A 25,528-nucleotide genomic window follows, 5' to 3' on the forward strand; every position below is an offset into this window, starting at 1 on the left:
CCGGTTTTTTTATGCCCGTAATTCTTCCAGCGGTTTGGGTTTACCTATCAGGTAGCCCTGCAGGTAATCCACACCGAAGCGGAGCAGCATCTCCCGCTGTGCCGGTGTTTCCACATATTCCGCGACGACGCAGAGCGATTTCGTCTTTGCCAGATTACACATCGACTGCACGATCATTGCATCCATGTCGTCTGTACAAATGTCTTTCACAAAGCAGCCGTCGATTTTAATGATGTCCGCCTGCAGGCGTCTGAGACGCTCATAGTTAGCGTAGCCAGTACCAAAATCATCAATGGCGATCCGGAAACCGTAATCCCGCAGTTGCTGAATATTGTTGATACTCGAGCCTGAATTAGAGAATGCCTGCTCTTCGGTAATCTCAATCACGACGGCCTGCGGTGCCACGCCGTACCGTTCAAACAGCGCGCAAATCTCGGTCGCTACCTCTTTTTGCATCAGCGTCAGCGGCATCAGGTTGACGGAAAAACGGGCGCCAGCGTGCGTTGCAGGGTTATCGCGCAGCCACACCAGTAATTTTTCCATGACGCACATATCAAACCGGTGGCTGAGGTTGAACTGCGCAATCAGCGGAATAAAGCGGTCAGGGGTAATAATCTCCCCCTCGCTCTCCATTCGCGTCAGGATTTCATAGTACCCACTTCCGTCCGCCTTCTGGATCGGCTGCGCATACAAATGGAACTGCCCCGCCTCCAGGGCATGCTTAATCCGAGCCAGCATCAGGACACGCTCTGTCGTCTGTCCTGAGGCCACCTCAAGGCTATTCGTGAGCGCGAGTACATTTTGCTCTCCGCAGGCCTGTTCTGCCAGCCAGCTCAGTTGCCCCAGCGTGTGATGCAGCTTTTCGCCGTTTTCTACCATTCCCCAGGACGCGCCAAACTCAATATCCAGCCCGGTGTTGTTCCAGAAAATCTTATTGCTGTTGAGCCGATCGACCATATGCTGGAGACGTTCAGCAATTTCCGGCCCGAGCAAGACCAGCACCAACTCGCTTCCGGGTAGCTGGAAGAGCAGCTCATCTTTTTGCAGGAGCGGCTGAAGCGACGTGGCGATCGTTCGTTTGCAGTGGACCCGCATGATAATGCCGTAGTGGCGGCTCAAAAACTCCAGATTGTCCATGCGCAGAATGCACACTTTGGCATCCGGATGGATTTCAAGGTAATCCTCCAGCGCACGAATATTGGGCAAACCGGTAAGAGGATCGGTCAGCGCCCTGTCCTGCCAGCCCCGCTTCAGCCACTCGCTGCGCTGGTAAATTCGCGACATGTAAAGTAAGCAGATGGCGAAAGAGATCAGCACGGAGAGGATAAAGGAGAGCGAATGGCCCGATTCCACCCCGTTAAGGAAGTTATAGTTGTAGGTCAGCAGCAGGAGCGCTGAGGTGGCCCACAGCAGAGAAATCAACGCATAGGTCAGGCGGCTTATCGCTAAGGTAAAAAGAATAAAAATCAGCGGCATCAAATAGCCCGCAATGACCGGTGATTCAAAAGGACCACATAAAATGACGAGAATGAAGCCTAAGAGCATCAGCCAGACAAAAATATATAACGGATTCTTGTGATAAAACACGGGCTTCACGCTTCGCCGCCAGAAGGCGATGGCATAACGAGGATTAATTATCATTCTTAATGGGTAATAGAACATCATGGTAAAAATCAGCCCCGCGCATATCAGGCTTTGAATATCCACAACGTTATAAATTACCGTTCCTTCGCCAAAATAGGTTGAAATAGTCACCGGAAAATCAAACAAATAGCCTGCCATATACATCGACAGCTTAATACCTAACGGCACCATAAAACCGAGCCAGAATATACGTAGCCCAATGTGCTTGTTAGGAATGCTGTGGCGCCAGCGCTTGCCCAGCATAAGGCGCAGCAGGCCGCACGCCGCGAACAGCGCAAAGGTCTGACAGAAAAGCAAAACTGAATATTGTAGCGGTGCTAAATTAACATAAAATAAATTAGTGACAGTAAAACCTAACACAATGGGAAGAATTGCCCGGCGCCCAAATATCAAAATTACCGCCAGCATCACGCTGAGTGGCAACCATGCTAAATAAACGTCATGACCATTAACAATTGCACGCGGAGAGAGATAACGGGAGACAGGTACCGCAATCAGGCAAAGTGCCAGGGCAATCATAAATATCTTTACATTATTATACGTTTTTCTATTCATTAAATTGGGGAATATATTATCCGTTCGAATCATTGACCGGATGGATAATAGGTTTATTAATTGCACGAATCAAGTTCAAGTCTATTTATAGACTGGTTTATTGATGTCGATTGAGGAGAGGTACAGGAATACCTTCTTTTTGATAACAAAATGCAGTAATGGACGTTACAAACAGATAAAAAAAACCCTCGTCATATGACGAGGGTTTACAATTTTGGTGGAGCTAAGCGGGATCGAACCGCTGACCTCTTGCATGCCATGCAAGCGCTCTCCCAGCTGAGCTATAGCCCCACATGTGACTTTACTGACCGCACTCTGTTGGGTTCAGAGTTTGGTGGAGCTAAGCGGGATCGAACCGCTGACCTCTTGCATGCCATGCAAGCGCTCTCCCAGCTGAGCTATAGCCCCATCGTAAAGCTGTCATGTTGACGGGCGGCATAATATGAATTCCGCTGCGGAGTGTCAACGGCAAAATGAATGACCGCCGTTCGATCGCCGAAAAATCATGCAAATGAATCACTTTGCGAGCGTGCTCGTAATCAGGAGTTAAGCCTGTCACGTTTTCACGTAAAACGGTGCTATAAAATGAGCCGTTAATTAACCCCACAGATATTCAGGAAATTGTATGATCAAGGAACGAATGACGCCAGAAGAGTTAGCCCTGCTCACTGGCTATAGCCGCCAGACCATCAATAAATGGGTACGCAAAGAGGGTTGGATTACGTCACCAAAACCAGGCGTCCAGGGCGGAAAAGCGCGCCTGGTACATGTGAACGAAAAAGTCCGTGACTTTATCCGCAGCGCACGTCGGGCAAGCGAAACGTCCGAACTGCCAGAAGGCACCAGCCATGATCGTTCGCTTCATACCCTCCTCCTGACGCTGGCTAATGAAATGACGCCGGAAGAGCAGAAGCAGATGACATCGCTGTTATTACGGGAAGGGATCACCGGATTGTTGCAACGTTTAGGGATACGCGATCGGGACTGATATGAAAAGATTACGGAGCAAAATGACCACGGAAGAGCTGGCGGAAAGTTTGGGCGTCGCCAGACAAACGGTCAATCGCTGGATACGTCAGCAGGGCTGGAAAACCGAAGGGCTCAACGGCGTGAAAGGCGGTCGCGCGCGGCTCATTCATGTCGATGCACGCGTGAAGGAACATATAATGAGTCTCCCGGCGATCCGCAACCGTCAGGCGGTTTACCATCTCGCGGAGGCCACGTCTGCCTATAATGGCCCCTCTTCAAACCTGTCTCCGGGCATTATAGAGACGCTGGAGAGTATGACGCCGTCAGAACAGAAGCGTCTGGACGCCTTTTTGAAACGCGAAGGCATTCACGGTTTTCTTACACGTCTGGGTATCGAGGAAAAAGAGGCATAAAAAAAACGGCAGGTTACCCTGCCGTTTTTTTCTTAGAGGTGATTACTGCTGATTTTCACGTTCAGCGATATAGTCCAGCGCCTTGTTAATGCGCGCCACGCTGCGTGATTTGCCGATGGCATGAACCGTTACGTCCAGCGCCGGAGACTGACCTGCACCGGTCACCGCAACGCGCAGTGGCATACCGATTTTACCCATACCGACTTCCAGCTCGTCCGCCGTCGCCTGAATGGCGTGATGCACATTCTCAGCGGTCCACTCGGTGAGGGCAGCCAGCTTGTCACGCACCACTTCCAGCGGCTGACGCGCAACCGGGCGGAGGTGTTTCTTCGCGGCGTCCGCATCGAACGCATCAAACTCTTCATAGAAGTAGCGGCAGCTTTCAGCAATCTCTTTCAGCGTTTTGCAGCGCTCGCCGAGCAGTTTCACCAGATCCGCCAGCTCAGGGCCCGTGCGGGTATCAATATTTGCCTGCTCAATGTGCCACTGCAGATACGTCGCCACATATTCTGGCGGCATGGTATTGATGTAGTGATGGTTCAGCCACAGCAGCTTGTCAGTGTTAAACGCGCTGGCGGATTTGCTGACTGAGCTCAAAGAGAAGAGTTCGATCATCTCTTCGCGGCTGAAGATCTCCTGGTCACCGTGGGCCCAGCCCAGACGCACCAGATAGTTCAGGAGCGCTTCTGGCAGATAGCCGTCGTCGCGATACTGCATGACGCTCACCGCACCGTGGCGTTTAGACAGTTTTTTGCCGTCATCACCGTTGATCATGGAGACGTGCGCATAGACAGGCACCGGCGCGTTCAGCGCCTTCAGAATGTTGATCTGACGTGGCGTGTTGTTGATGTGGTCTTCACCGCGCACAACGTGGGTAATTTCCATATCCCAGTCGTCAACCACCACGCAGAAGTTGTAGGTTGGGGAACCATCGGTACGACGGATGATCAGATCGTCCAGCTCCTGGTTGCTGAATTCGATCGGGCCACGGATCTGGTCGTCAAAGATCACAGACCCCTCTTGCGGGTTAGCAAAACGCACGACGCAAGGCTCATCAGCAGCATGCTGGCTATGGTCATGGCGGCAGCGGCCGTCATAACGCGGCTTCTCACCGTTCGCCATCTGCTCTTCGCGCAGCGCATCCAGACGCTCTTTGGAGCAGTAGCATCTATACGCCGTGCCCGCGACCAGCATCTCATCAATGACGGCGTTATAGCGGTCAAAGCGTTTGGTCTGGAAATAGGGACCTTCGTCCCATTCCAGGTTCAGCCAGTTCATCCCATCCATAATGGCTTCAATTGCTTCTGGCGTGGAGCGCTCAAGATCGGTGTCTTCAATACGCAGCACGAACTCACCTTTGTTGTGGCGTGCGAAAAGCCAGGAATAGAGAGCGGTACGTGCACCACCGACGTGCAGATAGCCTGTCGGGCTCGGCGCGAAGCGAGTTTTGATTTTCATGAAATGGCCTTACGTTATAAAGATGCCGGCAATCGGCAAATCCTGGGGAAAAAACGATGGGCAATATTCTATCACTGTGCGGCGATTCCTCAATGTTGTTCCCTGAATCGGGCCCGAGTTTGCGATTTTTGTTTAGAAATCATGCGCCACTGCCCGTTTCGCGATCGTTTTGCTTAATTTTACGACGAACGAATAAAAACTTTAGAAAATGCGTTGACTCATTTTCAACTCTCCCTATAATGCGACTCCACACAGCGGGGGTGATTAGCTCAGTTGGTAGAGCATCTCCTTTACACGGAGGGGGTCGGCGGTTCGAGCCCGTCATCACCCACCATCTACTTCGGTAGACTCGCAGTGTAGATAAGAATTGAGATTGGGCGATTAGCTCAGTTGGTAGAGCATCTCCTTTACACGGAGGGGGTCGGCGGTTCGAGCCCGTCATCGCCCACCATTCTCACCTTATCGCAGCAGTTCCGAAATGGGCGATTAGCTCAGTTGGTAGAGCATCTCCTTTACACGGAGGGGGTCGGCGGTTCGAGCCCGTCATCGCCCACCATTTCGGGTCGTTAGCTCAGTTGGTAGAGCAGTTGACTTTTAATCAATTGGTCGCAGGTTCGAATCCTGCACGACCCACCAATGCAAAAAAGCGCCCTAAAGGCGCTTTTTTGCTATCTGCGGTACTGAGCGTAAAAAACATAGCCTGATGGCGCTACGCTTATCAGGCCTACGAAACCATCACACTACTGTTAACGTTTCAATTAGCGTCTTCACCGCTGGCGTCGCCTGCTTCTCGTCATACACCACATACAAATCTGCCGGTATACGCTCTTTCAGCGGGCGGAACACCACGCCCGGCCACTGCATTTGCGCGTAACTGTCTGCGGCAAGCGTAATCCCCATGCCCATGCTGATCATCGCCAGTACCGTTTGCGGCTCAACGGCTTCACGCACGATCATCGGCGAAAACCCGGCCTGCTGGCAGACGCGATGTAAAAATGCCCAGTCAGAATGCGCTGAAGGCATCGTGACAAAATATTCGTCCTGCAACTCTGCGAGCGCAATCGATGATTCGCTCACCAGCCGGTGATCTTCCGGCATCGCCACCAGAAACGCGGCCTCACGTAACCGTACGCTGGTAAACCCAGCGGTGGGCTCGGTTGCCATTCGCCAGATGCCCACATCCAGCTCCCGGCGCTCAAGCAGCGCCATCTGCATGACCGGGGATTTCTCGCGGAATACGACATCTACATTCGGGTGCGATTTCAAAAAAGCGCGCATCACCGTGCGCACCTCACTCCACATGGCGGTACCGACAATACCCAGCTCAATGCGCCCTGCCTCCCCCCGGCCAATCTGCTCGACGCGAGCCAGCGCCTGGTTTGCACCGGCAAGCAAACGACGGGACTCTTCCATCAGCACCTTACCGGCATGCGTCAACGCGACGCTCCGTGAATGGCGAATAAACAGTAACGTCCCCAGCTGGCCTTCCAGCTCTTTAATATGCAGGCTCAACGGCGGCTGAGACATATTGAGACGGGCCGCAGCCCGTCCAAAATGCAGCTCCTCAGCCACGGCCAGAAAATAGCGCAGCAGCTTGAGATCGGTCCGATAGGCGCGTTCCATCAAAACATATCCTGGCGATAACACTTATGTGCCTACCTTAAAGCCTTTCATCGTCCAGAGGGGAAATTTAATGCGCAACTGTGCGCATCTCGCTGTTTTTGCAGGTGTGGCGATAGTTAAAGCTAAAATAAAACACCACCGCGAGCGCCAGGGCATAGGCCGCGAATACCAGCCAGATCGTCTGCCAGTCCTTCACTCCGTCCACCGAGAAATAATCGACGACCATACCGCTCAACACCGATCCGAACCAGGCCCCGATACCGTTAACGGTTGTCATAAACAGCCCCTGTGCGCTGGCGCGGATATCGGCGCTCACCTCTTGTTCGACAAACACCGAGCCGGAAATATTGAAAAAGTCGAACGCGCAGCCGTAGACAATCATTGAGAGCATGAGCAGCACAAAGCCTGTTGCAGACGGATCGCCAAAGGCAAACAGCCCAAACCGCAGCATCCAGGCCACCATGCTCATCAGCATGACCGTTTTAATACCAAAGCGTCCGAGGAAGTACGGAATGGTCAGAATGAAGAACACTTCAGAGATTTGCGAAACGGAGAGCAGAATGGACGGATATTTGACGATAAAGCTATCGGTATACGCTGGATTACGCGCAAAATCATGCAGGAAGGGGCTGCCAAACGTGTTGGTTATCTGCAGCACGGCCCCCAGCAGCATCGCGAATAAAAAGAACACCGCCATGCGGGGCTGTTTAAACAGGACAAACGCATTGAGGCCCAGCTTGCTGGCCAGCGACGGAGAGGTTTTTGTTTTCGCCACCGGAATGGCTGGCAATGTCAGAGAATAGAGCGCCAGCAGCACGGACGCGGCAGCCGCCATATAGAGCTGCAGGTTGCTCAGCTCCGCCCCCATCAGGCTTATGGTCCACATCGCGGCAATAAAGCCCACGGTGCCATACACCCGCACTCGCGGAAAATGGCTCACCGTATCCAGCCCTGCCTGTTCAAGACAGGAGTAAGAAATCGTATTCGACAGCGCAATCGTGGGCATAAAGGCCATCGCATTCACCAGCATGACCCAGAACATCAGGCCCGGCTCATTAACCTGTGCGGCATAGCAGAGCGCGACGGCGCAAACGAGATGACAAATCACGTAGGCGCGGTCTGCCCGCAGCCATTTGTCGGCAATAATTCCCACCAGCGAGGGCATAACAATCGCGGCAAGTCCTTTGGAGCTGTACACCATGCCCACGTCGGAGCCGGTAAAGTGTAGGGTGTTAATCATGTAAGCGCCGAGGGTAACCAGCCAGCTCCCCCAGATAAAATATTGCATAAAGGACATCATCTTTAAGCGAGTCGTGATGCTCATAACCCATTCCTTATAGCAGTGTGGCCCTCACGGGCCACTTTATTGTTTTACTCAGGCAATATGGCGAAGAAAACCGCAGATAAGATTGATAAAGTTCTGGCGGGAAAGCTCAGCGGCAGCGAGGGTTTGTTCATGCGAGAGTTTGATATCGCCCAGCCCTTCCGCGAGATTGGTAATCGCAGAAACGGCCACGACCTTCAGGCCGCAGTGACGCGCGGAAATCACTTCCGGCACTACGGACATGCCCACCACATCGCCGCCGATAATTTGCATCATGCGGATCTCGGCCGCCGTCTCGAAGTTCGGTCCGGGATAAGAAACAAACACCCCTTCATGGAGCGGGAAGCCGGCTTTCGTCGCCACGGTTTGCAGAATGGCGCGGTAATCCGCGTCGTAAGCATTGGCCAGCGAGAAGAAACGCTCGCCAAAGCGCTCATTGTTCAGCCCTACCATCGGCGTGCCCGGCATGGTGTTAATATGGTCGCTCAGAGCAACCAGACTGCCTGGCTGAACGTCCGGGCGCAACGAGCCCGCCGCATTGGTGCTAAACAGCAGTTCGCACCCCAGCAGCTTAAAGGTACGGATCGCATCGGTCATGATGGTCATCCCTCGCCCCTCATAGAAATGGCCGCGCCCCTTCATGCAGGCAACCGGCACCCCGGCAAGATGCCCGAGCACCAGCTCCCCGGCATGGCCATGCACGGTGCTCACCGGGAAGCCAGGCAGCGTTTCGTAGCTCAGGGAAACGGCGTCATCAATCTGGTCGGCAAGGGCACCCAGGCCAGAGCCGAGAATAAATGCCACGCGAGGCGTGAAGTTCGGCTTAGCGGCGCGAATGATGTCGGCGCAGTACCACGGATTATTCGAGAGGGTCATAGAGGCTCCTTAAGGATGAAGATCGCGATGCGGGGATCGCATGACTTACGTCTTATATCCGCAGCCTGCCGGTGACCTCCAATACACTTTCACCGCACCATCAATACTGATTGTGTATCGATGCAACTCCCTGCCAGATATGGCAGTTTTGCTCAAGCTAATCCCGTCGGTGCCGATACCTCTGTTTTATAACGCGAGGAAAAAGTATGACGACCATTCAGGCTTCAACCCAACAGATACAAACCAGCGGCGCGAGTGGCACTTCGAGCAGTAACGATATCTCTGCGCAAATCACCCGCATTCTCGACAAGATCAAAAAGCTGACCCAGCAGTTAAAAGAGCTGTCGAACAGCCCCATCAGCACCGATGAAAAGAAAAAGCAGCAGGAACTGATTCAGACCCAGATCAAAGTGCTGCAGGCGCAGCTCGCCGCGTTGCAGCGCCAGCAGGCCGAAGAGGCCCAGAAGAAGCAGGAACAAAAACTGGGCAAAGTGGAAGGCGTGAATAGCCCGTCAGACACTAATCAGATTGATATCTACATCTAATCTTCTGATGCGTTAAACAGTGGATCGCGTATGCGGGCCTCGGTTAATCGCTGTGCCTGGATACGCACCACTTCCCAGATAGCCTGCGCCGCCCCCGAGAGTGAACGATTTTTTCGCCGCACCAGCATTAGCTTTCGCTCGACAACGGGCATCAACCGCTTCACGGCCAGTCGACTTCCCTGCGGCAGGGGAAGCGCCAGGGCGGGCAATACGCTGATGCCAATGCCGGCTTCCACCATGGGAAACAGCGTCGCCGGGTGACCAATCTCCTGCACGATTGCAGCCTTGACCCTCTGATCCACCAGCGCGGAATCAATCAGCGGACGGCTGCCCGAGGCATAATCCTGTAAAACCAGGTTCGCGCCCTGCAGTGACTGCCACCTGACCTCCGGTAACGCGGCCAGCGGATCGTCGTCACGGCAGAGCAGCAAAAAGGGCTCTGAAAGTACGCTTTCGCACTCCAGATCGCTCACCTGGCCGGGATCGATAACAATACCAAAATCGACATCTCCCTGGCGGATGCTCTCCAGCACCCACTGTTGCGGTCTGTCATGCAGCACAAAATCAATGTCCGGGTAGAGATGGCTTCCCTCGGCAATACACTGCGGGATAAGGTGCGCAGAGATCGTCTGGCTGGCCGCAACCCGCACGGTACCCGAAAGCTGCTGGCCCAGTCTCCCCACGTCTCTGAGCGTGCTGTTCAGCTCATCCAGCAGCCGTTCAAGGCGCAGAGCCAGCTGCTGCCCGGCTTCGGTCAACACCACTTCGCGCGTGGTACGATCAAGTAATCTTACCCCCGTCTGATTCTCCAGCTCTTTCACGCTGTGGCTGACCGCCGACTGGCTCAGGCCAATCATCTCCCCTGCCCGGCTAAAGCTGCGGGCATGGGCGACGGTGACGAAAATGCGAAGCTGGCGTAAGGAATAATTCATCTGTTTAATTCATGAATGGATGCAATAAATCAATTTTATTTCTCAAATGGAAAAAAGCACAATAGCGACATCTGTTTTCAGGAGTCATTATGAAACTATTTCGTATTGTTGATCCGTTTACGCTCACCCTGGTGGTTACCGTTTTACTGGCCTCGTTCTTTCCCGCTCGCGGCGGGTTCGTCCCGTTCTTTGAAGGACTGACGACGGCCGCCATCGCGCTGCTGTTCTTTATGCACGGCGCAAAACTCTCCCGTGAAGCCATTATCGCGGGCGGTAGCCACTGGCGACTGCACCTCTGGGTGATGTGCAGCACGTTTATTCTGTTCCCGATCCTCGGGGTGTTGTTTGCCTGGTGGGCGCCGGTTAACGTCGACCCGGCGCTCTACACCGGCTTCCTGTATCTCTGTATTCTTCCGGCCACGGTGCAGTCCGCCATTGCCTTTACCTCTCTCGCGGGAGGGAACGTGGCGGCCGCGGTCTGCTCGGCATCAGCCTCCAGCCTGCTGGGGATTTTCGTCTCGCCGCTGCTGGTGGGCCTGCTGATGAACATGCACGGTGCGGAAGGTAACCTTGAGCAGGTGGGCAAAATCTGTCTGCAGCTGCTGCTGCCGTTTGTCCTGGGCCATCTCTCCCGTCCGTGGACCGGGGCGTTTGTGGCGAAGCATAAAAAGTGGATCTCAAAAACCGACCAGACCTCGATTCTGCTGGTGGTTTACTCCGCCTTCAGCGAAGCGGTCGTGAACGGGATCTGGCACAAGGTGGGGGCAGGCTCGCTGCTGTTTATCGTGGTGGTCAGCATTGTCCTGCTGGCGATTGTAATAGCGGTAAACGTCTTTGTGGCACGTAAGTGCGGCTTCAACAAAGCGGATGAAATTACGATTGTGTTCTGCGGTTCGAAGAAGAGCCTGGCGAACGGCATCCCGATGGCCAACATTCTGTTCCCGACTTCGGTGATTGGGATGATGGTACTGCCGCTGATGATTTTCCATCAGATCCAGCTGATGGTCTGCGCGGTGCTCGCGCGTCGCTACAAACGCCAGACCGAAAAACTGGCGCAGGAAGCGACCCGCGCCGCGAAGGCTTAAGGACGTTTCAGGGGCTGCACCAGCTGGGTCAGCCCCTCGGTTTTGATCAGTAACGTTATCGCCATCAGCTCGCCCAGTCGCCCTGCCGGAAATTCATCCTTACGGGCAAACCACAGCAGATACTCCTCCGGCAAATCAATCAGCCTGCGGCCCTTGTATTTACCAAACGGCATCTCGGTATTGGCGATCTCAACGAGCTGCTCTTTCTCCACGTTACTCTCCTAACAGACGCATCATTTCCGCTTCGTCGATAACCTCAATGCCGAGCTCCTGGGCTTTCGCCAGCTTCGAACCCGCCGCTTCTCCGGCAATCACCAGGTCGGTTTTCTTCGACACGCTGCCCGCCACTTTGGCCCCCAGCGCCACCAGACGGGCTTTGGCGTCGTCGCGTGAAAGCTGGCTCAGGCTGCCGGTGAGCACCACCGTTTTACCGGCGAACGGACTGTCGATCTCTTCAGCATTAACCACCACCGGCGCGGGCCATTTAATGCCCTCTTCCAGCAGTTCGCCGATGACGTTACGGTTGCTCTCTTCGGCAAAGAAGTTAAAGACGTGCGTGGCGACGACGATGCCGACATCCGGGACTTTCTGCAGCTCCTCGATGCTCGCCTTTTCCAGCGCCTCCAGCGTACCAAAATACGCCGCCAGCCCCGCAGCCGTGGCTTCACCCACCTCACGAATGCCCAGCGCGTACAGGAAGCGGGCGAAGGTGGTCTCTTTGGCGGCCTCCAGCGCGTTAACTACGTTCTGGGCTGACTTTGGCCCCATGCGGTCTAGGCCGGTCAGTTTACCTGCGGTCAGCCTGAAGAGGTCCGCTGGCGTGTGGACATACTCTTTCTCAACCAGCTGATCGATAATCTTGTCGCCCATGCCGTCCACGTCCATTGCGCGACGGGAAACGAAGTGCTTCAGTGACTCTTTACGCTGTGCGCCACAGATTAAGCCCCCCGTACAGCGCGCCACGGCTTCACCTTCCACACGCTCAACGTCCGAGCCACACACCGGGCAATGGGTTGGGAAGACAACCTCGCGCGTATCGTCAGGACGTTCTGACTCCACAACGTTAACCACCTGCGGGATCACGTCCCCCGCGCGGCGAATCACCACTTTGTCACCAATACGCAGGCCCAGGCGGTCGATTTCATCGGCGTTATGCAGCGTGGCGTTACTCACCAGCACGCCCGCCACCTGCACCGGCTCCAGACGGGCGACCGGGGTAATGGCCCCCGTACGTCCCACCTGGAACTCCACGTCGCGGACGAAGGTCATCTGCTCCTGAGCTGGGAACTTAAACGCCACCGCCCAGCGCGGCGCGCGCGCCACGAAGCCCAGCTGCTCCTGCAGCGCCAGTGAATTCACCTTGATGACCACGCCATCAATATCAAAGCCGAGCGTCGGACGATCCTCTTCCACCTTGTGGTAGAACGCCAGTACCGCTTCCGGCGAGTCGCAGAGCTGAACTCGGTTGCTCACCGGCAGCCCCCACGCCTTAAACTGCAGCAGACGCCCGAGATGGGTATCCGGCAGCTCGCCGCCCTCCAGAATACCGACACCGTAGCAGAAGAAAGTAAGCGGTCGCTTCGCAGTGATGCGCGGGTCAAGCTGACGCAGCGAGCCCGCCGCCGCGTTACGCGGGTTAGCAAACACTTTCCCGCCGGTGCGACGCGCCTCTTCGTTAATTTTCTCGAAGCCCGCCTGCGGCAGGAACACCTCGCCGCGCACTTCCAGACGCGCAGGAATGTTGTCACCCTGAAGCTTCAGCGGGATCGCGCGGATGGTACGCACGTTAGTGGTGATGTCTTCACCCGTCGTGCCGTCGCCACGCGTCGCGGCACGCACCAGCACGCCGTTTTCATAGAGAAGGCTGACGGCGAGGCCATCCAGCTTCAGCTCGCAGCACCAGGTGAGCGCGTCGCTGCTTTTCAGGCGATCCTGCACGCGCTTGTTAAACGCGAGGAAGCTCTCTTCATCGAAGACGTTATCCAGCGACAGCATCGGCACTTCATGCCGCACCTGGCTGAAGGCCCCCAGCGGCTCTGCGCCGACGCGCTGGGTGGGGGAATCCGGCGTGATGAGTTCTGGATGCTGCGCCTCTAATTCCCGCAGCTCACGCATCAGGCGGTCATACTCCGCATCCGGGACTTCCGGTGCGTCCATAACATGATAGAGATATTCATGATGGCGAAGCGTGGTTCGCAGTTCAGTGAGTTGTTGTTCGATTGAGTCCATATCACACCATCAATGAGAAAAAACCCCCGACATGCGGGGGTTGAGGAGGAGTTGAAGTCAACGCGGCGATTACGCGTTAGCTTCCTTAACTTCGCGGATGCGGTCCTGATACTCGCGCAGTTTCTGCGGGGTCATCATTCGACGCTGATCGTCGAGCACCACACCGCCGACTTCGTCAGCGATATGCTGAGCGGACTGCAGCATCAGCTTAAAGTTTTGCAGTTCGTCGCCGTAAGACGGCACCTGCATAAAGATAGTGACGCCAGGCGTAACGAAATCACCGGTCATGTCCGGATCAAAGGTACCTGGGTTAACCATGTTGGCCAGGCTGAACAGCGCCGGGCCGCTACCGTCAGGACTCAGGTGACGATGGAAAATGTTCATATCGCCAAACTTGAAGCCTGCCTGTTGAATACTGTTAAGCAGAACGTCACCGTTGAGATGGCTACCGTGATGCGCGGCCACGTTCATGATGATCACCGCTTCTTTACGCTGCGGTTTTTCAACAACCGGTTCTGGCTCTGCAACGGGCTCAGGCTCAACGTGCGGGGCTGGCGCGGGCTGCGGCGCAGGTTGAACATGAACAGGCTGCTGCGGTTGTGGTACCGGCTGCGCAGGCTGCTGTTGCACGGGCTGCTGCACCGGTTGCTGTTGAACCGGTTGTGGCGCAGCAGGCTGCTGATAGACAGGCTGTTGCGGCGGCTGGCGCACCGGTTCTTCCACAGGCTGCGGCGCTGGCTGGCGCGGCTGTGCAGAAGCATACGGCGGTTGATACTGGTGCTGCGAAGGACGAGGCGCTTCATGCTCCCCATGGCCTACGCCGGGCGCAGTATTGACCCGATGAACACGAACTTCACCCACGCCGTCGTCGTCGCTTCCATCGATGTCATCTTCACTGTCATCGTCGTCACGACTGGACTTCATGCGCTTCAGTGGGCGATCGCGAAACATCGAGGAACGCTCTTTACGGCTGGTCCAGAAACCATGTACCAGTAAAGCGATTATGGCGATCGCGCCAACAATGATTAATATCAGACGCAAATCCTGCATCATTATATTCTCTGTTGTTCTAACACCTTGCCACCACGGCAAACATTTACTCACTAAGAGTATTTGCCGTTTACGTCAAGTGCAAGTGTGTGCAGAGCATTCACAGCATAAAGATGAAGGAAATCGTGCTTTTTGCTGGTTTTTCGAACATTTCCGAACTGGTCATTGGTCCGTAAGTGGATAATATAGGCGGGCAATTCCACTGGTTGTGTAAAAAGGAGTACAGCCTGGCTATGGTTTCAACATCTTCTTCCCCCCCGCGCAGCGGCGTCTGGTATTTTTCTCAGGGCTGGAAACTGGTCTCCCTGCCGGGTATTCGACGCTTCGTCATCCTGCCGCTGTTGATCAACATTATTCTGATGGGCGGCGCGTTCTGGTGGCTGTTCACAAAGCTGGAGAGCTGGATCCCGTCGCTGATGAGCCATGTGCCAAACTGGCTGCAGTGGCTTAACTACCTGCTCTGGCCGGTGGCAGTGATCTCCGTGCTGCTGGTGTTTGGCTACTTCTTCTCGACGATTGCCAACTGGATAGCCGCACCGTTTAACGGTTTGCTGGCGGAACAGCTGGAAGCGCGCCTTACCGGCGCAACACCGCCGGACACGGGCATATGGGGGATCATGAAAGACCTCCCTCGCATTATGAAGCGTGAATGGCAAAAGTTCGCCTGGTACCTGCCCCGCGCGGTTGTGCTGCTTATCCTCTATTTTGTGCCCGGCATTGGCCAGACGGTGGCACCGGTGCTGTGGTTCCTGTTCAGCGCCTGGATGCTGGCCATCCAGTACTGCGACTATCCGTTCGACAACCACAAGGTACCGTTTAAAGAGATGCGCACTGCCCTGCGCAGCCAGAAGGTTGCCAATATGCAGTTTGGTGCGCTGACCAGCCTGTTTACCATGATCCCCTTCCTGAATCTGTTCATCATGCCGGTTGCCGTCTGCGGCGCGACGGCAATGTGGGTGGACTGCTACCGTGCTAAGCACGCGTTATGGAAATAATGCAAAAATGTGTAAAGCAGGGGTGGCTTATGCCGCCCCTTATTCCATACTGATCCCCATTATTTCCTTGCAGTATATAGATATGCGAATTCCTTACTTCCCCCTACCTGCTTAGCAGGTATGCTGGGTCGGTATCCCAATTTCATACAGTTAAGGACAGGCCATGAGTAAGATTTATGAAGACAACTCGCTGACTATCGGTCATACGCCCCTGGTTCGACTGAACCGTATCGGTAATGGACGCATCCTGGCGAAGGTCGAATCACGTAACCCGAGCTTCAGCGTAAAATGCCGCATCGGTGCCAACATGATTTGGGATGCTGAAAAACGTGGCGTACTGAAGCCTGGCGTTGAGCTGGTGGAACCGACCAGCGGCAATACCGGGATCGCTCTGGCCTATGTTGCTGCCGCGCGCGGCTATAAGCTGACGCTGACCATGCCTGAAACCATGAGCATCGAGCGTCGTAAGCTGCTTAAAGCGCTGGGCGCGAACCTGGTGCTGACCGAAGGCGCGAAGGGCATGAAAGGTGCCATTCAGAAAGCCGAAGAGATTGTGGCCAGCGATCCGGCGAAATACCTGCTGCTGCAGCAGTTCAGCAACCCGGCAAACCCGGAAATTCACGAGAAGACCACCGGCCCGGAAATCTGGGAAGATACTGACGGCCAGGTTGACGTCTTTATCTCCGGCGTGGGTACCGGCGGTACGCTGACCGGCGTGTCACGCTATATTAAAGGCACGAAGGGTAAAAAAGATCTGATTACCGTTGCCGTTGAGCCGACTGACTCACCGGTTATCACCCAGGCGCTGGCGGGGGAAGAACTCAAACCCGGCCCGCACAAAATTCAGGGTATTGGCGCAGGCTTCATTCCGGGCAACCTGGATCTGAAGCTGATCGATAAAGTGATCACCATTACGAACGAAGAAGCCATCTCTACCGCGCGTCGCCTGATGGATGAAGAAGGTATTCTGGCGGGTATCTCTTCCGGTGCGGCCGTTGCGGCAGCGCTCAAGCTTCAGGAAGATGAAGCCTTTACCAATAAGAATATTGTGGTTATCCTTCCTTCCTCGGGTGAGCGTTACTTGAGCACCGCGCTGTTTGCCGATCTCTTCACTGAAAAAGAGCTGCAACAGTAGTGCCAGCATGTTAATAACGCGTAAAAAAGCACCTTTTCAGGTGCTTTTTTGTGGCCTGCTTCAAACTTTTACCCCTCCTGGCATTGCTTCACCCCGAAGGGTCTGGTATTTAAACCAGCAATTATTTTGATGCGTGAAATTAATCAGCGAACGAAATACCCTTGCTGAATCGATTTTATGATTTGGTTCAAGTCTTGCTTTCGCTGCATAATGTTTAATGACGATCGAAACGTCAGCGCTAACAATACAGGCTAAAGTTCAGTCGCCAGGCTAGACTTTAGTTCCACAACACTAAACCTATAAGTTGGGGAAATACAATGTTCCAGCAAGAAGTTACCATTACCGCTCCGAACGGTCTGCACACCCGCCCTGCTGCTCAGTTTGTTAAAGAAGCAAAAGGCTTTTCTTCTGAAATCACTGTGACTTCCAACGGCAAAAGCGCGAGCGCAAAAAGCCTGTTCAAACTGCAGACTCTGGGCCTGACTCAGGGCACCGTTGTCACCATCTCTGCGGAAGGTGAAGACGAGCAGAAAGCAGTTGAGCATCTGGTAAAACTGATGGCTGAGCTCGAGTAAGTTTCCGGGTTCTTTTAAATATCAGTCACAAGTAAGGTAGGGTTATGATTTCAGGCATTTTAGCATCCCCGGGTATCGCTTTCGGCAAGGCACTGCTGCTGAAAGAAGACGAGATCGTCATCGACCGGAAAAAAATTTCTGCCGACAAGGTTGATCAGGAAGTTGAACGTTTTCTGAGCGGTCGTGCCAAGGCATCTGCGCAACTGGAAGCAATCAAAACTAAAGCTGGCGAAACTTTCGGTGAAGAAAAAGAAGCCATCTTCGAAGGGCACATCATGCTGCTCGAAGATGAGGAGCTGGAGCAGGAAATCATAGCCCTGATTAAAGATAAAGGCATGACGGCCGACGCGGCTGCGCATGAAGTTATCGAAGGTCAGGCAACTGCCCTGGAAGAACTGGATGATGAATACCTGAAAGAGCGTGCGGCTGACGTACGTGACATCGGTAAGCGCCTGCTGCGCAACATCCTGGGCCTGGCCATTATCGACCTGAGCGCAATTCAGGATGAAGTGATCCTGGTTGCTGCTGACCTCACCCCGTCTGAAACCGCACAGCTGAACCTGAAAAAGGTCCTCGGTTTCATCACCGACGCGGGTGGCCGTACCTCCCACACCTCTATCATGGCGCGTTCTCTGGAACTGCCTGCCATCGTGGGTACCGGTAGCGTCACCTCTCAGGTGAAAAACGGCGACTATCTGATTCTGGATGCCGTAAACAATCTGGTTTACGTCAACCCAACCAATGAAGAGATCGATAAACTGCGCGCGGTTCAGGAGCAGGTTGCGACTGAAAAAGCGGAACTCGCTAAGCTGAAAGACCTGCCAGCCATCACCCTGGACGGCCATCAGGTTGAAGTGTGCGCAAACATCGGTACCGTCCGCGACGTTGATGGCGCTGAGCGCAACGGTGCGGAAGGCGTCGGTCTCTATCGTACTGAATTCCTGTTCATGGACCGCGACGCGCTGCCTACAGAAGAAGAGCAGTTTGCCGCGTATAAAGCCGTGGCTGAAGCGTGTGGCTCTCAGGCGGTTATCGTCCGTACCATGGACATCGGTGGCGACAAAGAGCTGCCGTACATGAACTTCCCGAAAGAAGAGAACCCGTTCCTGGGCTGGCGTGCAATCCGTATCGCAATGGATCGTAAAGAGATCCTGCGTGACCAGGTTCGCGCGATCCTGCGTGCCTCTGCGTTCGGTAAGCTGCGCATCATGTTCCCAATGATCATCTCTGTTGAAGAAGTGCGTGCACTGAAGAAAGAGATCGAAATCTACAAACAGGAACTGCGCGACGAAGGTAAAGCGTTTGACGAGTCAATCGAGATCGGCGTGATGGTGGAAACACCAGCGGCGGCGACCATTGCGCGTCATTTAGCCAAAGAAGTTGATTTCTTTAGTATCGGTACCAATGATTTAACGCAGTACACCCTGGCAGTTGACCGTGGTAATGATATGATTTCACATCTCTACCAGCCAATGTCACCGTCCGTACTGAACTTGATCAAGCAAGTTATTGATGCTTCTCATGCAGAAGGTAAATGGACTGGCATGTGTGGTGAGCTTGCAGGCGACGAACGTGCTACACTTCTGTTGCTGGGTATGGGTCTGGACGAATTCTCTATGAGCGCCATTTCCATCCCGCGCATTAAGAAGATTATCCGTAACACGAACTTCGAAGATGCGAAGGTGTTAGCAGAGCAGGCTCTTGCTCAACCGACAACGGACGAGTTAATGACGCTGGTTAACAAGTTCATTGAAGAAAAAACAATCTGCTAATCCACGAGATGCGGCCCAAATTACTGCTTAGGAGAAGATCATGGGTTTGTTCGATAAACTGAAATCTCTGGTTTCTGATGATAAGAAAGACTCCGGAACTATTGAGATTGTTGCTCCGCTCTCCGGCGAGATCGTCAACATCGAAGACGTGCCGGATGTAGTGTTTGCTGAGAAAATCGTTGGTGATGGCATTGCTATCAAACCAACTGGCAACAAAATGGTTGCTCCAGTTGACGGCACCATCGGTAAAATTTTTGAAACCAACCATGCGTTCTCTATCGAATCTGATAGCGGTATCGAACTGTTCGTTCACTTCGGTATCGACACCGTTGAACTGAAAGGCGAAGGCTTCAAACGTATCGCGGAAGAAGGCCAGCGTGTTAAAGTTGGCGACCCGGTGATTGAATTCGATCTGCCACTGCTGGAAGAAAAAGCCAAGTCTACCCTGACTCCGGTTGTTATCTCCAACATGGACGAAATCAAAGAACTGATCAAACTGTCTGGCAGCGTCACCGTGGGTGAAACCCCGGTTATCCGCATCAAGAAGTAATTCTTGCCGCACAGTAAAATGGCGCCTTCGGGCGCCATTTTTGTTTATGCCGGCAGGATAAGCTCGTCGTAGCCTTTCGACTGGGTATAGAGCATCACGTCCGTCACCCTATCGCCAGCCATGCGAATGGCATCGGCAACGGTTTTCCCCTCAACAATGCCGCTCACCAGTTCTGAACAGAACAGATCGCCCGTCCCTTTCAGATCGGTTTCTACCCGCGGATGCGCACTGACGGTAACGCCTTCATTCGTCACTAGCACCACGTGGATGTTTTGCGGGTCGTCAGCGACAGGCGCACTGGTGATCGCCACCCATTTCAGGCTGTCAGAGAGCAGTCCCTGTGCCGCCGCGATGGCGCTTTCCGGCGTGCGGCACGGTTTGCCGCTTAGCACTTCCAGCTCATAGACGTTTGGCGTAATCCCCTGCGCCAGCGGCAGCAGGTGCTCCCGATACGCCTCGGGGATCTCGGGCTTCACGTACATTCCGCTGTCGATATCGCCGATAACCGGGTCGACCAGCACCAGCAGGTCAGGATGCTGCGCTTTGACCGCCTTCAGCCACTGCGCCAGCAGGACGATCTGGCTGGCATTTCCCATATAGCCGGTAGTGACCGCCTTAAGCTCGCGCAGGATCTCGCGCTCTTCCAGCGCCTTCAGATAGCCGCTGAACCACTCGTCGGGGATCACGCCGCCGTAGAACGTGTCATAGTGTGGCGTGTTGCTGAACAGTACCGTTGGCACGGCGGTGACGTTCAGCCTGTGGGTTCGAATATTCGGCACCGCGATGCTGTTTCCCACGCTGCCATACACCACCTGCGACTGCACCGCGACAATATCGGTTTGCTGCGCCCGGGTGTTATCCCGGAATAGAATCATCTCCATGACGCTTAAATTCCCGCCCCCTGCGAATAACTCTCTTCACCAAAGACGCCGGTAGACAGATAGCGATCGCCGCGATCGCAAATAATCGCCACCACCACCGCGCCCGGGTTTGCCTGCGCCACCCGCATCGCGCCCGCTACCGCGCCGCCCGAGCTGACGCCGCAGAAGATGCCTTCGCGCACGGCCAGCTCACGCATGGTATTTTCCGCCTCGCGCTGGTGAAGATCCAGCACCTGGTCCACAAGCTGCGCATTAAAGATGCCGGGCATATACTCCGCCGGCCAGCGGCGAATGCCCGGAATGCTGCTCCCCTCTTCCGGCTGCAGGCCGACAATGGTGACGGCTTTATCCTGCTCGCGCAGAAAACGCGATACCCCGGTAATGGTGCCGGTGGTACCCATGCTGGAGACAAAATGGGTGATTCGCCCGTCGGTTTGCTGCCAGATTTCCGGGCCGGTGGTGGTGTAGTGCGCGTACGGGTTGTCCGGGTTATTAAACTGATCGAGCAGTTTACCTTCACCGCGCTCGGCCATTTCTAACGCCAGGTCGCGCGCGCCTTCCATCCCCTGCTCTTTGGTCACCAGAATCAGCTCGGCTCCGTAGGCACGCATCGCGGCGCGGCGCTCCTGGCTCATGTTATCCGGCATCAGCAGCTTCATGCGGTAGCCTTTCAGCGCCGCAATCATGGCCAGGGCGATACCGGTGTTGCCGCTGGTGGCTTCAATCAGCACGTCGCCCGGCTTGATTTCACCACGCTTTTCGGCCTGGACGATCATCGACAGCGCGGCGCGGTCTTTCACCGACCCCGCCGGATTATTGCCTTCGAGTTTGACCCAGATTTCGCTGCCGTTGTCTGGCCCCATGCGCTGAAGCTTGACCAGAGGCGTGTTGCCGATGGTCTTTTCTAAGGTATTCATGATCGCTGTCCAATAAAAAGCCCGGTGGCGCGCAGCGCTCCGGGCCTACATACGTCATATTGTAGGCCGGGTAAGCGCAGCGCCACCCGGCAAAACTACGTAATCCTAACCTATCAGGCTGACTCCGCCAGAGCAATATCCTCGCGCGTCTCGATGCGTTCCTTGCCGTGATAAATACGGGCATGCTGCAGACCGACAAACAGGCGTTCTCCCCGATGCGGCGGGACGTCGTCGCGCATGACCACCGTCAGCGGCTCGGTATACCAGCCCAGCGGCTGTACCACCAGTTGGGTATAGTGCCCTTTAGGGCTCGCTTCCAGCACCTGCACCGGCAGCGGTGAATCCAGGCTGGTTCGACGGCTCACATCCACTTCCCACGGACGCAGGAACAGATCGACCGGACCCTGGTGGGCGGAGGTATAGCCCAGCGGCCAGCGGTGCGCGCCGACGTGGAACTGCCCACCGCGAATGGTGCCCTGCAGACGGTTCACCTCGCCCATAAACTCCAGCACGAAGCGGGTCGCCGGTTCACGCCAGAGCTGCTCCGGCTCGTCAACCTGCTCAATGTTGCCCTGACTCATGACCACCACGCGATCCGCGACTTCCATCGCCTCTTCCTGGTCGTGGGTCACAAAGACGCTGGTGAATTTCAGCTCTTCATGGAGCTGACGCAGCCAACGGCGCAGCTCTTTACGCACCTGTGCATCCAGCGCGCCAAAGGGTTCATCCAGCAGCAGAATTTGCGGCTCAACGGCCAGCGCACGCGCCAGCGCCACGCGCTGTTTCTGCCCGCCGGACAGCTGGGCCGGGAAACGGTCCGCCAGGTGAGCCAGCTGCACCATCTCGAGCAGTTTGGTCACTTTCGCCTTAATGGTTGCCGCATCCGGGCGCTCGCGACGCGGCAGCACCGTGAGGCCAAACGCAATGTTGTCAAACACGGTCATGTGGCGGAACAGCGCGTAGTGCTGGAACACAAAGCCCACTTTACGATCGCGGGCGTGCAGGCGGCTCACGTCGGTACCGTGGAAACGGATGTGCCCGCTGGTCTGATGCTCAAGCCCGGCGATAATACGCAGCAGCGTGGTTTTGCCGGAGCCAGACGGTCCCAGCAGCGCCACCATTTGTCCGGAAGGGATATCCAGCGAGATATCATTCAGCACCTGGGTGCGACCAAAAGACTTCTTAATATTGGCAATCTCAATGCTCATGATTTCCCTCCTGATGCAGACGTTTTTCCTGATTTTCTAAACGCCACTGCACCACACTCTTCAAAAACAGGGTCAAAATGGCCATCAGCGTCAGCAACGCTGCGGCAGTAAAGGCGCCGATGGTGTTGTAGTCCTGCTGCAGCAGTTCAATCTGGAGCGGCAGCGACAGGGTTTCACCGCGAATGGATCCGGAAACAACGGAAACAGCACCGAACTCGCCAATCGCGCGGGCGTTGGTCAGTACCACGCCGTAAAGCAGCGCCCAGCGAATGTTCGGCAGCGTCACGCGGCGGAACATTTGCCAGCCCGAAGCCCCCAGCAGCACCGCCGCTTCGTCTTCGTTGCTCCCCTGGCTTAACATCACCGGCACCAGCTCACGCACCACAAACGGACAGGTCACGAAGATGGTAACCAGCACCATGCCTGGCCAGGCGAACATGATCTGCAGGTTATTCGCATCCAGCCAGCCGCCCAGCGGGCCGTTGGAGCCGTAAAAGAGCAGGTACACCAGGCCCGCCACCACAGGCGACACGGCAAACGGAATATCCAGCAGGGTCAGCAGCAGCTGACGTCCCGGGAAGTTAAAGCGCGTCACCAGCCACGCCAGCAGGGTACCGAACACCAGGTTCACCGGAACGGTAATCAGGGCAATCAGCACGGTCAGCCAGATGGCGTGCAGCATATCCGGGTTCGCCAGGTTTTCCAGCGCGGGCATCAGGCCCTTGCTGAACGCCTGAACGAAGATATAAATCGTCGGCACGACGAGAATGAGGGCGGACACCAGCACGCCCGCCCCAATCAGAAACCATTTACCCCAGTTGATGCGGGGCGCATCGTATCGCTTCAATTGCGTAACTTCCGCCATCAGTGACCTACCACACGTCGACCAAAGCGACTTTGCAGAGTGTTAATCGAGTACAGCAGCAGCAGCGAGGCCGCGAGAATCACCGAAGCAATCGCGCTCGCCGCCGGATAATCAAACTCCTGCAGGCGAATGAAAATCATCAGCGAGGTCACTTCCGTTTTCCAGGCGATGTTCCCGGCGATAAAAATCACCGCGCCGAACTCCCCGAGGCTGCGGGTAAACGACAGCGCGACGCCCGCCATCAGCGCCGGAGACAACTCCGGCAGCACCACCTTGCGGAAGCTCTGCCAGCGCGTGGCGCCCAGCGTTTCCGCCGCTTCTTCGTATTCCGGACCTAACTCTTCCAGCACCGGCTGCACGGTACGCACCACAAACGGGATGCTGGTAAAGGCCATCGCCACCGCGATACCGAGCCAGGTATAGGTCACCTTGATGTCAAATTTCGCCAGCCACTCGCCGTACAGCCCGTTCACGGAGAAGAGCGACGCGAGGGTTAAGCCGGCGACCGCCGTCGGCAGCGCAAACGGCAGATCCATCAGGGCGTCAAGCAGCGTGCGGCCCGGGAAGCGATAGCGGGTTAAAATCCATGCCATCAGCAGGCCGAACACGCCGTTAAAAATGGAGGCGACAAACGCCGACAGCAGCGTCACCTTATAGGCCGCCACCACCTGGGGGTTAGTGACCACGTCCCAGTACTGCGCCCAGCTCATCTGCGCAAGTTGCATCACCAGGGCGCTGAGCGGCAACAGCAGGATCAGGCAAACGAACAGCAGGCTGGTCCCGAGACTTAAGGTAAAGCCCGGCAGCACGCGTTTAGTCGATACTGCAAACATTACTTATGCCCCGCCGCCAGCAGTTTGTCTAACTCACCGCCACTGGCAAAATGCGTTTTCATCACGTCTGGCCAGGAGCCAAAATGATCTTCCACGCGGAACAGCGCGGTCTGCGGGAATTTATCTTTCAGCTTGTTCATCACGTCCGGGTTGTTCACGCGGTAGTAGTAATCGGTAATGATGGTCTGCGCCTGAGGGCTGTACAGGTAGTTGAGATAGGCTTTTGCCGCTTTCTCGGTACCGTTTGCCTGCACGTTTTTATCCACCCATGCGACAGGGAATTCGGCCAGAATGTTGGTTTTCGGGATAACCACCTCAAAGCCCTGCGCTTCATACTGTTTGCGAATGTTGTTCACTTCCGACTCGAAGCTGATCAGCACATCGCCCAGACCGCGCTCTGCGAAAGTCGTGGTCGCCCCGCGGCCGCCGGTATCAAACACTTCGACGTTTTTCAGGAACTGGGTCATGAACTGCTCGGTTTTGGCTTTATCGTTACCGTCAGCCTTGTCCGCCGCGCCCCACGCCGCTAAATAGGTGTAACGCGCGTTACCGGAGGTTTTTGGGTTCGGGAAAATCAGTTTCACGTCGGAACGCACCAGGTCGCTCCAGTCGTGGATATTCTTCGGATTGCCCTTGCGCACCAGGAAACCCATGGTGGAGTAGAACGGCGAGCTGTTGTTCGGCAGACGGCTCTGCCAGTCCGCCGGGATGAGCTTGCCTTTGTCATGCAGGATCTGCACGTCGGTGACCTGGTTGTAGGTCACCACATCCGCTTTCAGCCCCTGGAGAATGGCCAGCGCCTGTTTGGACGAACCGGCGTGGGACTGCTTGATGGTCAGCTTGTCGCCGTTATTGTCTTTCGCCCACTGCTGTTCGAACGGGGGGTTAAGGGCGGCAAACAGCTCGCGGGAGACGTCATACGAACTGTTCAACAGTTCAGTCGCCTGCGCCTGTGCCACCAGCAGTAAACCTGCCAGCGCCAGAGTTCCTTTTTTCAGTACAGTAACGGCCATTGCGCACCCTTATAAATGTGATGACTATCTTATAGTCATAATATTTATAACGGGGATGAAAGGAGTAACGGTTTTATATAC

At 55.2% G+C, this 25,528-nt stretch carries 24 protein-coding genes and 6 tRNA genes; 13 read left to right on the forward strand and 17 right to left on the reverse strand.

Going from position 1 to position 25,528, the window contains the following annotated elements; genetic code table 11:
• Positions 1-9: 9 nt before the first annotated feature.
• From BFG58_RS09610 to BFG58_RS09620, 3 genes are all read right to left on the reverse strand, one after another.
• The gene (locus BFG58_RS09610; RefSeq protein WP_063622214.1) at positions 10-2,199 is read right to left on the reverse strand and encodes an EAL domain-containing protein; all 2,190 of its coding nucleotides are present in this window, start codon (positions 2,197-2,199) and stop codon (positions 10-12) included.
• A 215-nt stretch (positions 2,200-2,414) separates the two neighbouring features.
• Positions 2,415-2,490 (reverse strand) — tRNA-Ala (locus BFG58_RS09615).
• Between the two features lie 41 nt (positions 2,491-2,531).
• Positions 2,532-2,607, reverse strand: a tRNA-Ala gene (locus BFG58_RS09620).
• 217 nt (positions 2,608-2,824) lie between these two features.
• Here BFG58_RS09620 and BFG58_RS09625 point away from each other — a divergent pair.
• Positions 2,825-3,187 carry a YfeC-like transcriptional regulator gene (locus BFG58_RS09625; RefSeq protein ID WP_045909399.1) on the forward strand — a complete coding sequence of 121 codons (363 nt, stop codon included), beginning with the start codon at positions 2,825-2,827 and terminating at the stop codon, positions 3,185-3,187.
• A 1-nt stretch (position 3,188) separates the two neighbouring features.
• A complete protein-coding gene (locus BFG58_RS09630; protein ID WP_069719726.1) occupies positions 3,189-3,581 on the forward strand; it encodes a YfeC-like transcriptional regulator in 393 nt (130 codons plus the stop codon).
• Positions 3,582-3,623: 42 nt separating this feature from the next.
• Here the strand turns inward: BFG58_RS09630 and gltX are convergent, their stop codons facing one another.
• Positions 3,624-5,039, reverse strand: a complete 1,416-nt coding sequence (gltX, locus tag BFG58_RS09635) for a glutamate--tRNA ligase (protein WP_069719727.1) — start codon at positions 5,037-5,039, stop codon at positions 3,624-3,626.
• Positions 5,040-5,297: 258 nt separating this feature from the next.
• On the opposite strand from gltX, the gene BFG58_RS09640 reads away from it, so the two are divergent.
• The 4 genes from BFG58_RS09640 to BFG58_RS09655 all read left to right on the forward strand — a co-directional run bounded on the left by BFG58_RS09640 (position 5,298) and on the right by BFG58_RS09655 (position 5,675).
• Positions 5,298-5,373, forward strand: a tRNA-Val gene (locus tag BFG58_RS09640).
• A 41-nt stretch (positions 5,374-5,414) separates the two neighbouring features.
• A tRNA-Val gene (locus tag BFG58_RS09645) sits at positions 5,415-5,490 on the forward strand.
• A gap of 29 nt (positions 5,491-5,519) precedes the next feature.
• Positions 5,520-5,595: transfer RNA gene (locus BFG58_RS09650), tRNA-Val, on the forward strand.
• A 4-nt stretch (positions 5,596-5,599) separates the two neighbouring features.
• Positions 5,600-5,675, forward strand: a tRNA-Lys gene (locus tag BFG58_RS09655).
• A 99-nt stretch (positions 5,676-5,774) separates the two neighbouring features.
• Here BFG58_RS09655 and BFG58_RS09660 read toward each other — a convergent pair.
• From BFG58_RS09660 to xapA, 3 genes are all read right to left on the reverse strand, one after another.
• Positions 5,775-6,662 carry a LysR family transcriptional regulator gene (locus BFG58_RS09660; protein WP_069719728.1) on the reverse strand — a complete coding sequence of 296 codons (888 nt, stop codon included), beginning with the start codon at positions 6,660-6,662 and terminating at the stop codon, positions 5,775-5,777.
• A gap of 67 nt (positions 6,663-6,729) precedes the next feature.
• Entirely contained in the window at positions 6,730-7,986 is a 1,257-nt protein-coding gene (locus BFG58_RS09665; RefSeq protein ID WP_069719729.1) for a nucleoside permease, read from the reverse strand.
• A 51-nt stretch (positions 7,987-8,037) separates the two neighbouring features.
• Positions 8,038-8,862: a xanthosine phosphorylase gene (xapA, locus tag BFG58_RS09670; protein WP_069719730.1), complete on the reverse strand. Its 825-nt coding sequence runs from the start codon at positions 8,860-8,862 to the stop codon at positions 8,038-8,040.
• 206 nt (positions 8,863-9,068) lie between these two features.
• Here xapA and BFG58_RS09675 point away from each other — a divergent pair, with 206 nt between their 5' ends.
• Complete coding sequence (locus BFG58_RS09675) at positions 9,069-9,407, forward strand: FlxA-like family protein (protein WP_045909442.1); 339 nt, start codon at positions 9,069-9,071, stop codon at positions 9,405-9,407.
• On the opposite strand, the gene BFG58_RS09680 is transcribed toward BFG58_RS09675, so the two are convergent.
• Positions 9,404-10,339, reverse strand: a complete 936-nt coding sequence (locus BFG58_RS09680) for a LysR family transcriptional regulator (RefSeq protein ID WP_069719731.1) — start codon at positions 10,337-10,339, stop codon at positions 9,404-9,406. The genes BFG58_RS09675 and BFG58_RS09680 overlap by 4 nt on opposite strands.
• A gap of 89 nt (positions 10,340-10,428) precedes the next feature.
• Between BFG58_RS09680 and BFG58_RS09685 the strand changes: the two genes are divergently transcribed.
• Positions 10,429-11,424, forward strand: a complete 996-nt coding sequence (locus BFG58_RS09685) for a bile acid:sodium symporter family protein (RefSeq protein WP_045909444.1) — start codon at positions 10,429-10,431, stop codon at positions 11,422-11,424.
• On the opposite strand, the gene BFG58_RS09690 is transcribed toward BFG58_RS09685, so the two are convergent.
• The 3 genes from BFG58_RS09690 to zipA all read right to left on the reverse strand — a co-directional run bounded on the left by BFG58_RS09690 (position 11,421) and on the right by zipA (position 14,706).
• A complete protein-coding gene (locus BFG58_RS09690) occupies positions 11,421-11,636 on the reverse strand; it encodes a DUF3820 family protein (protein ID WP_003861328.1) in 216 nt (71 codons plus the stop codon). The two genes, BFG58_RS09685 and BFG58_RS09690, sit on opposite strands and share 4 nt — an antisense overlap.
• A gap of 1 nt (position 11,637) precedes the next feature.
• Entirely contained in the window at positions 11,638-13,653 is a 2,016-nt protein-coding gene (gene ligA, locus BFG58_RS09695; protein WP_048029625.1) for an NAD-dependent DNA ligase LigA, read from the reverse strand.
• A 69-nt stretch (positions 13,654-13,722) separates the two neighbouring features.
• Positions 13,723-14,706, reverse strand: coding sequence for a cell division protein ZipA (zipA, locus tag BFG58_RS09700; RefSeq protein ID WP_048226152.1), 984 nt, complete (start codon positions 14,704-14,706; stop codon positions 13,723-13,725).
• A 230-nt stretch (positions 14,707-14,936) separates the two neighbouring features.
• On the opposite strand from zipA, the gene cysZ reads away from it, so the two are divergent.
• The 5 genes from cysZ (at position 14,937) to crr (ending at position 19,730) form a co-directional block, all read left to right on the forward strand.
• Positions 14,937-15,698 (forward strand): sulfate transporter CysZ, encoded by a 762-nt coding sequence (gene cysZ / locus BFG58_RS09705; protein WP_069719732.1) that lies wholly within the window; start codon positions 14,937-14,939, stop codon positions 15,696-15,698.
• A 163-nt stretch (positions 15,699-15,861) separates the two neighbouring features.
• A complete protein-coding gene (gene cysK, locus BFG58_RS09710; RefSeq protein ID WP_045909448.1) occupies positions 15,862-16,833 on the forward strand; it encodes a cysteine synthase A in 972 nt (323 codons plus the stop codon).
• Between the two features lie 317 nt (positions 16,834-17,150).
• Positions 17,151-17,408 (forward strand): phosphocarrier protein Hpr, encoded by a 258-nt coding sequence (gene ptsH / locus BFG58_RS09715; protein ID WP_045909449.1) that lies wholly within the window; start codon positions 17,151-17,153, stop codon positions 17,406-17,408.
• 44 nt (positions 17,409-17,452) lie between these two features.
• The gene (ptsI, locus tag BFG58_RS09720; RefSeq protein WP_023332954.1) at positions 17,453-19,180 is read left to right on the forward strand and encodes a phosphoenolpyruvate-protein phosphotransferase PtsI; all 1,728 of its coding nucleotides are present in this window, start codon (positions 17,453-17,455) and stop codon (positions 19,178-19,180) included.
• Positions 19,181-19,220: 40 nt separating this feature from the next.
• Positions 19,221-19,730 (forward strand): PTS glucose transporter subunit IIA, encoded by a 510-nt coding sequence (crr, locus tag BFG58_RS09725; protein WP_003861316.1) that lies wholly within the window; start codon positions 19,221-19,223, stop codon positions 19,728-19,730.
• A 44-nt stretch (positions 19,731-19,774) separates the two neighbouring features.
• Here crr and pdxK read toward each other — a convergent pair whose 3' ends face one another.
• The 6 genes from pdxK to BFG58_RS09755 all read right to left on the reverse strand — a co-directional run bounded on the left by pdxK (position 19,775) and on the right by BFG58_RS09755 (position 25,447).
• Complete coding sequence (gene pdxK / locus BFG58_RS09730; RefSeq protein ID WP_069719733.1) at positions 19,775-20,611, reverse strand: pyridoxine/pyridoxal/pyridoxamine kinase; 837 nt, start codon at positions 20,609-20,611, stop codon at positions 19,775-19,777.
• A 5-nt stretch (positions 20,612-20,616) separates the two neighbouring features.
• Entirely contained in the window at positions 20,617-21,528 is a 912-nt protein-coding gene (gene cysM, locus BFG58_RS09735) for a cysteine synthase CysM (RefSeq protein WP_069719734.1), read from the reverse strand.
• Positions 21,529-21,641: 113 nt separating this feature from the next.
• Complete coding sequence (gene cysA, locus BFG58_RS09740) at positions 21,642-22,736, reverse strand: sulfate/thiosulfate ABC transporter ATP-binding protein CysA (RefSeq protein WP_008501607.1); 1,095 nt, start codon at positions 22,734-22,736, stop codon at positions 21,642-21,644.
• Entirely contained in the window at positions 22,726-23,601 is an 876-nt protein-coding gene (gene cysW, locus BFG58_RS09745; protein WP_069719735.1) for a sulfate/thiosulfate ABC transporter permease CysW, read from the reverse strand. Before cysW ends, cysA begins: the two co-directional genes overlap by 11 nt.
• Complete coding sequence (gene cysT / locus BFG58_RS09750; protein ID WP_004123378.1) at positions 23,601-24,434, reverse strand: sulfate/thiosulfate ABC transporter permease CysT; 834 nt, start codon at positions 24,432-24,434, stop codon at positions 23,601-23,603. Before cysT ends, cysW begins: the two co-directional genes overlap by 1 nt.
• Positions 24,434-25,447 (reverse strand): sulfate ABC transporter substrate-binding protein, encoded by a 1,014-nt coding sequence (locus BFG58_RS09755; RefSeq protein WP_023344640.1) that lies wholly within the window; start codon positions 25,445-25,447, stop codon positions 24,434-24,436. The genes cysT and BFG58_RS09755 overlap by 1 nt, the downstream gene beginning before the upstream one ends.
• Between the last annotated feature and the right edge of the window lie 81 nt (positions 25,448-25,528).

This window comes from Enterobacter sp. ku-bf2, from assembly GCF_001742765.1.
Classification (GTDB): Bacteria; Pseudomonadota; Gammaproteobacteria; order Enterobacterales; family Enterobacteriaceae; genus Enterobacter; species Enterobacter quasiroggenkampii.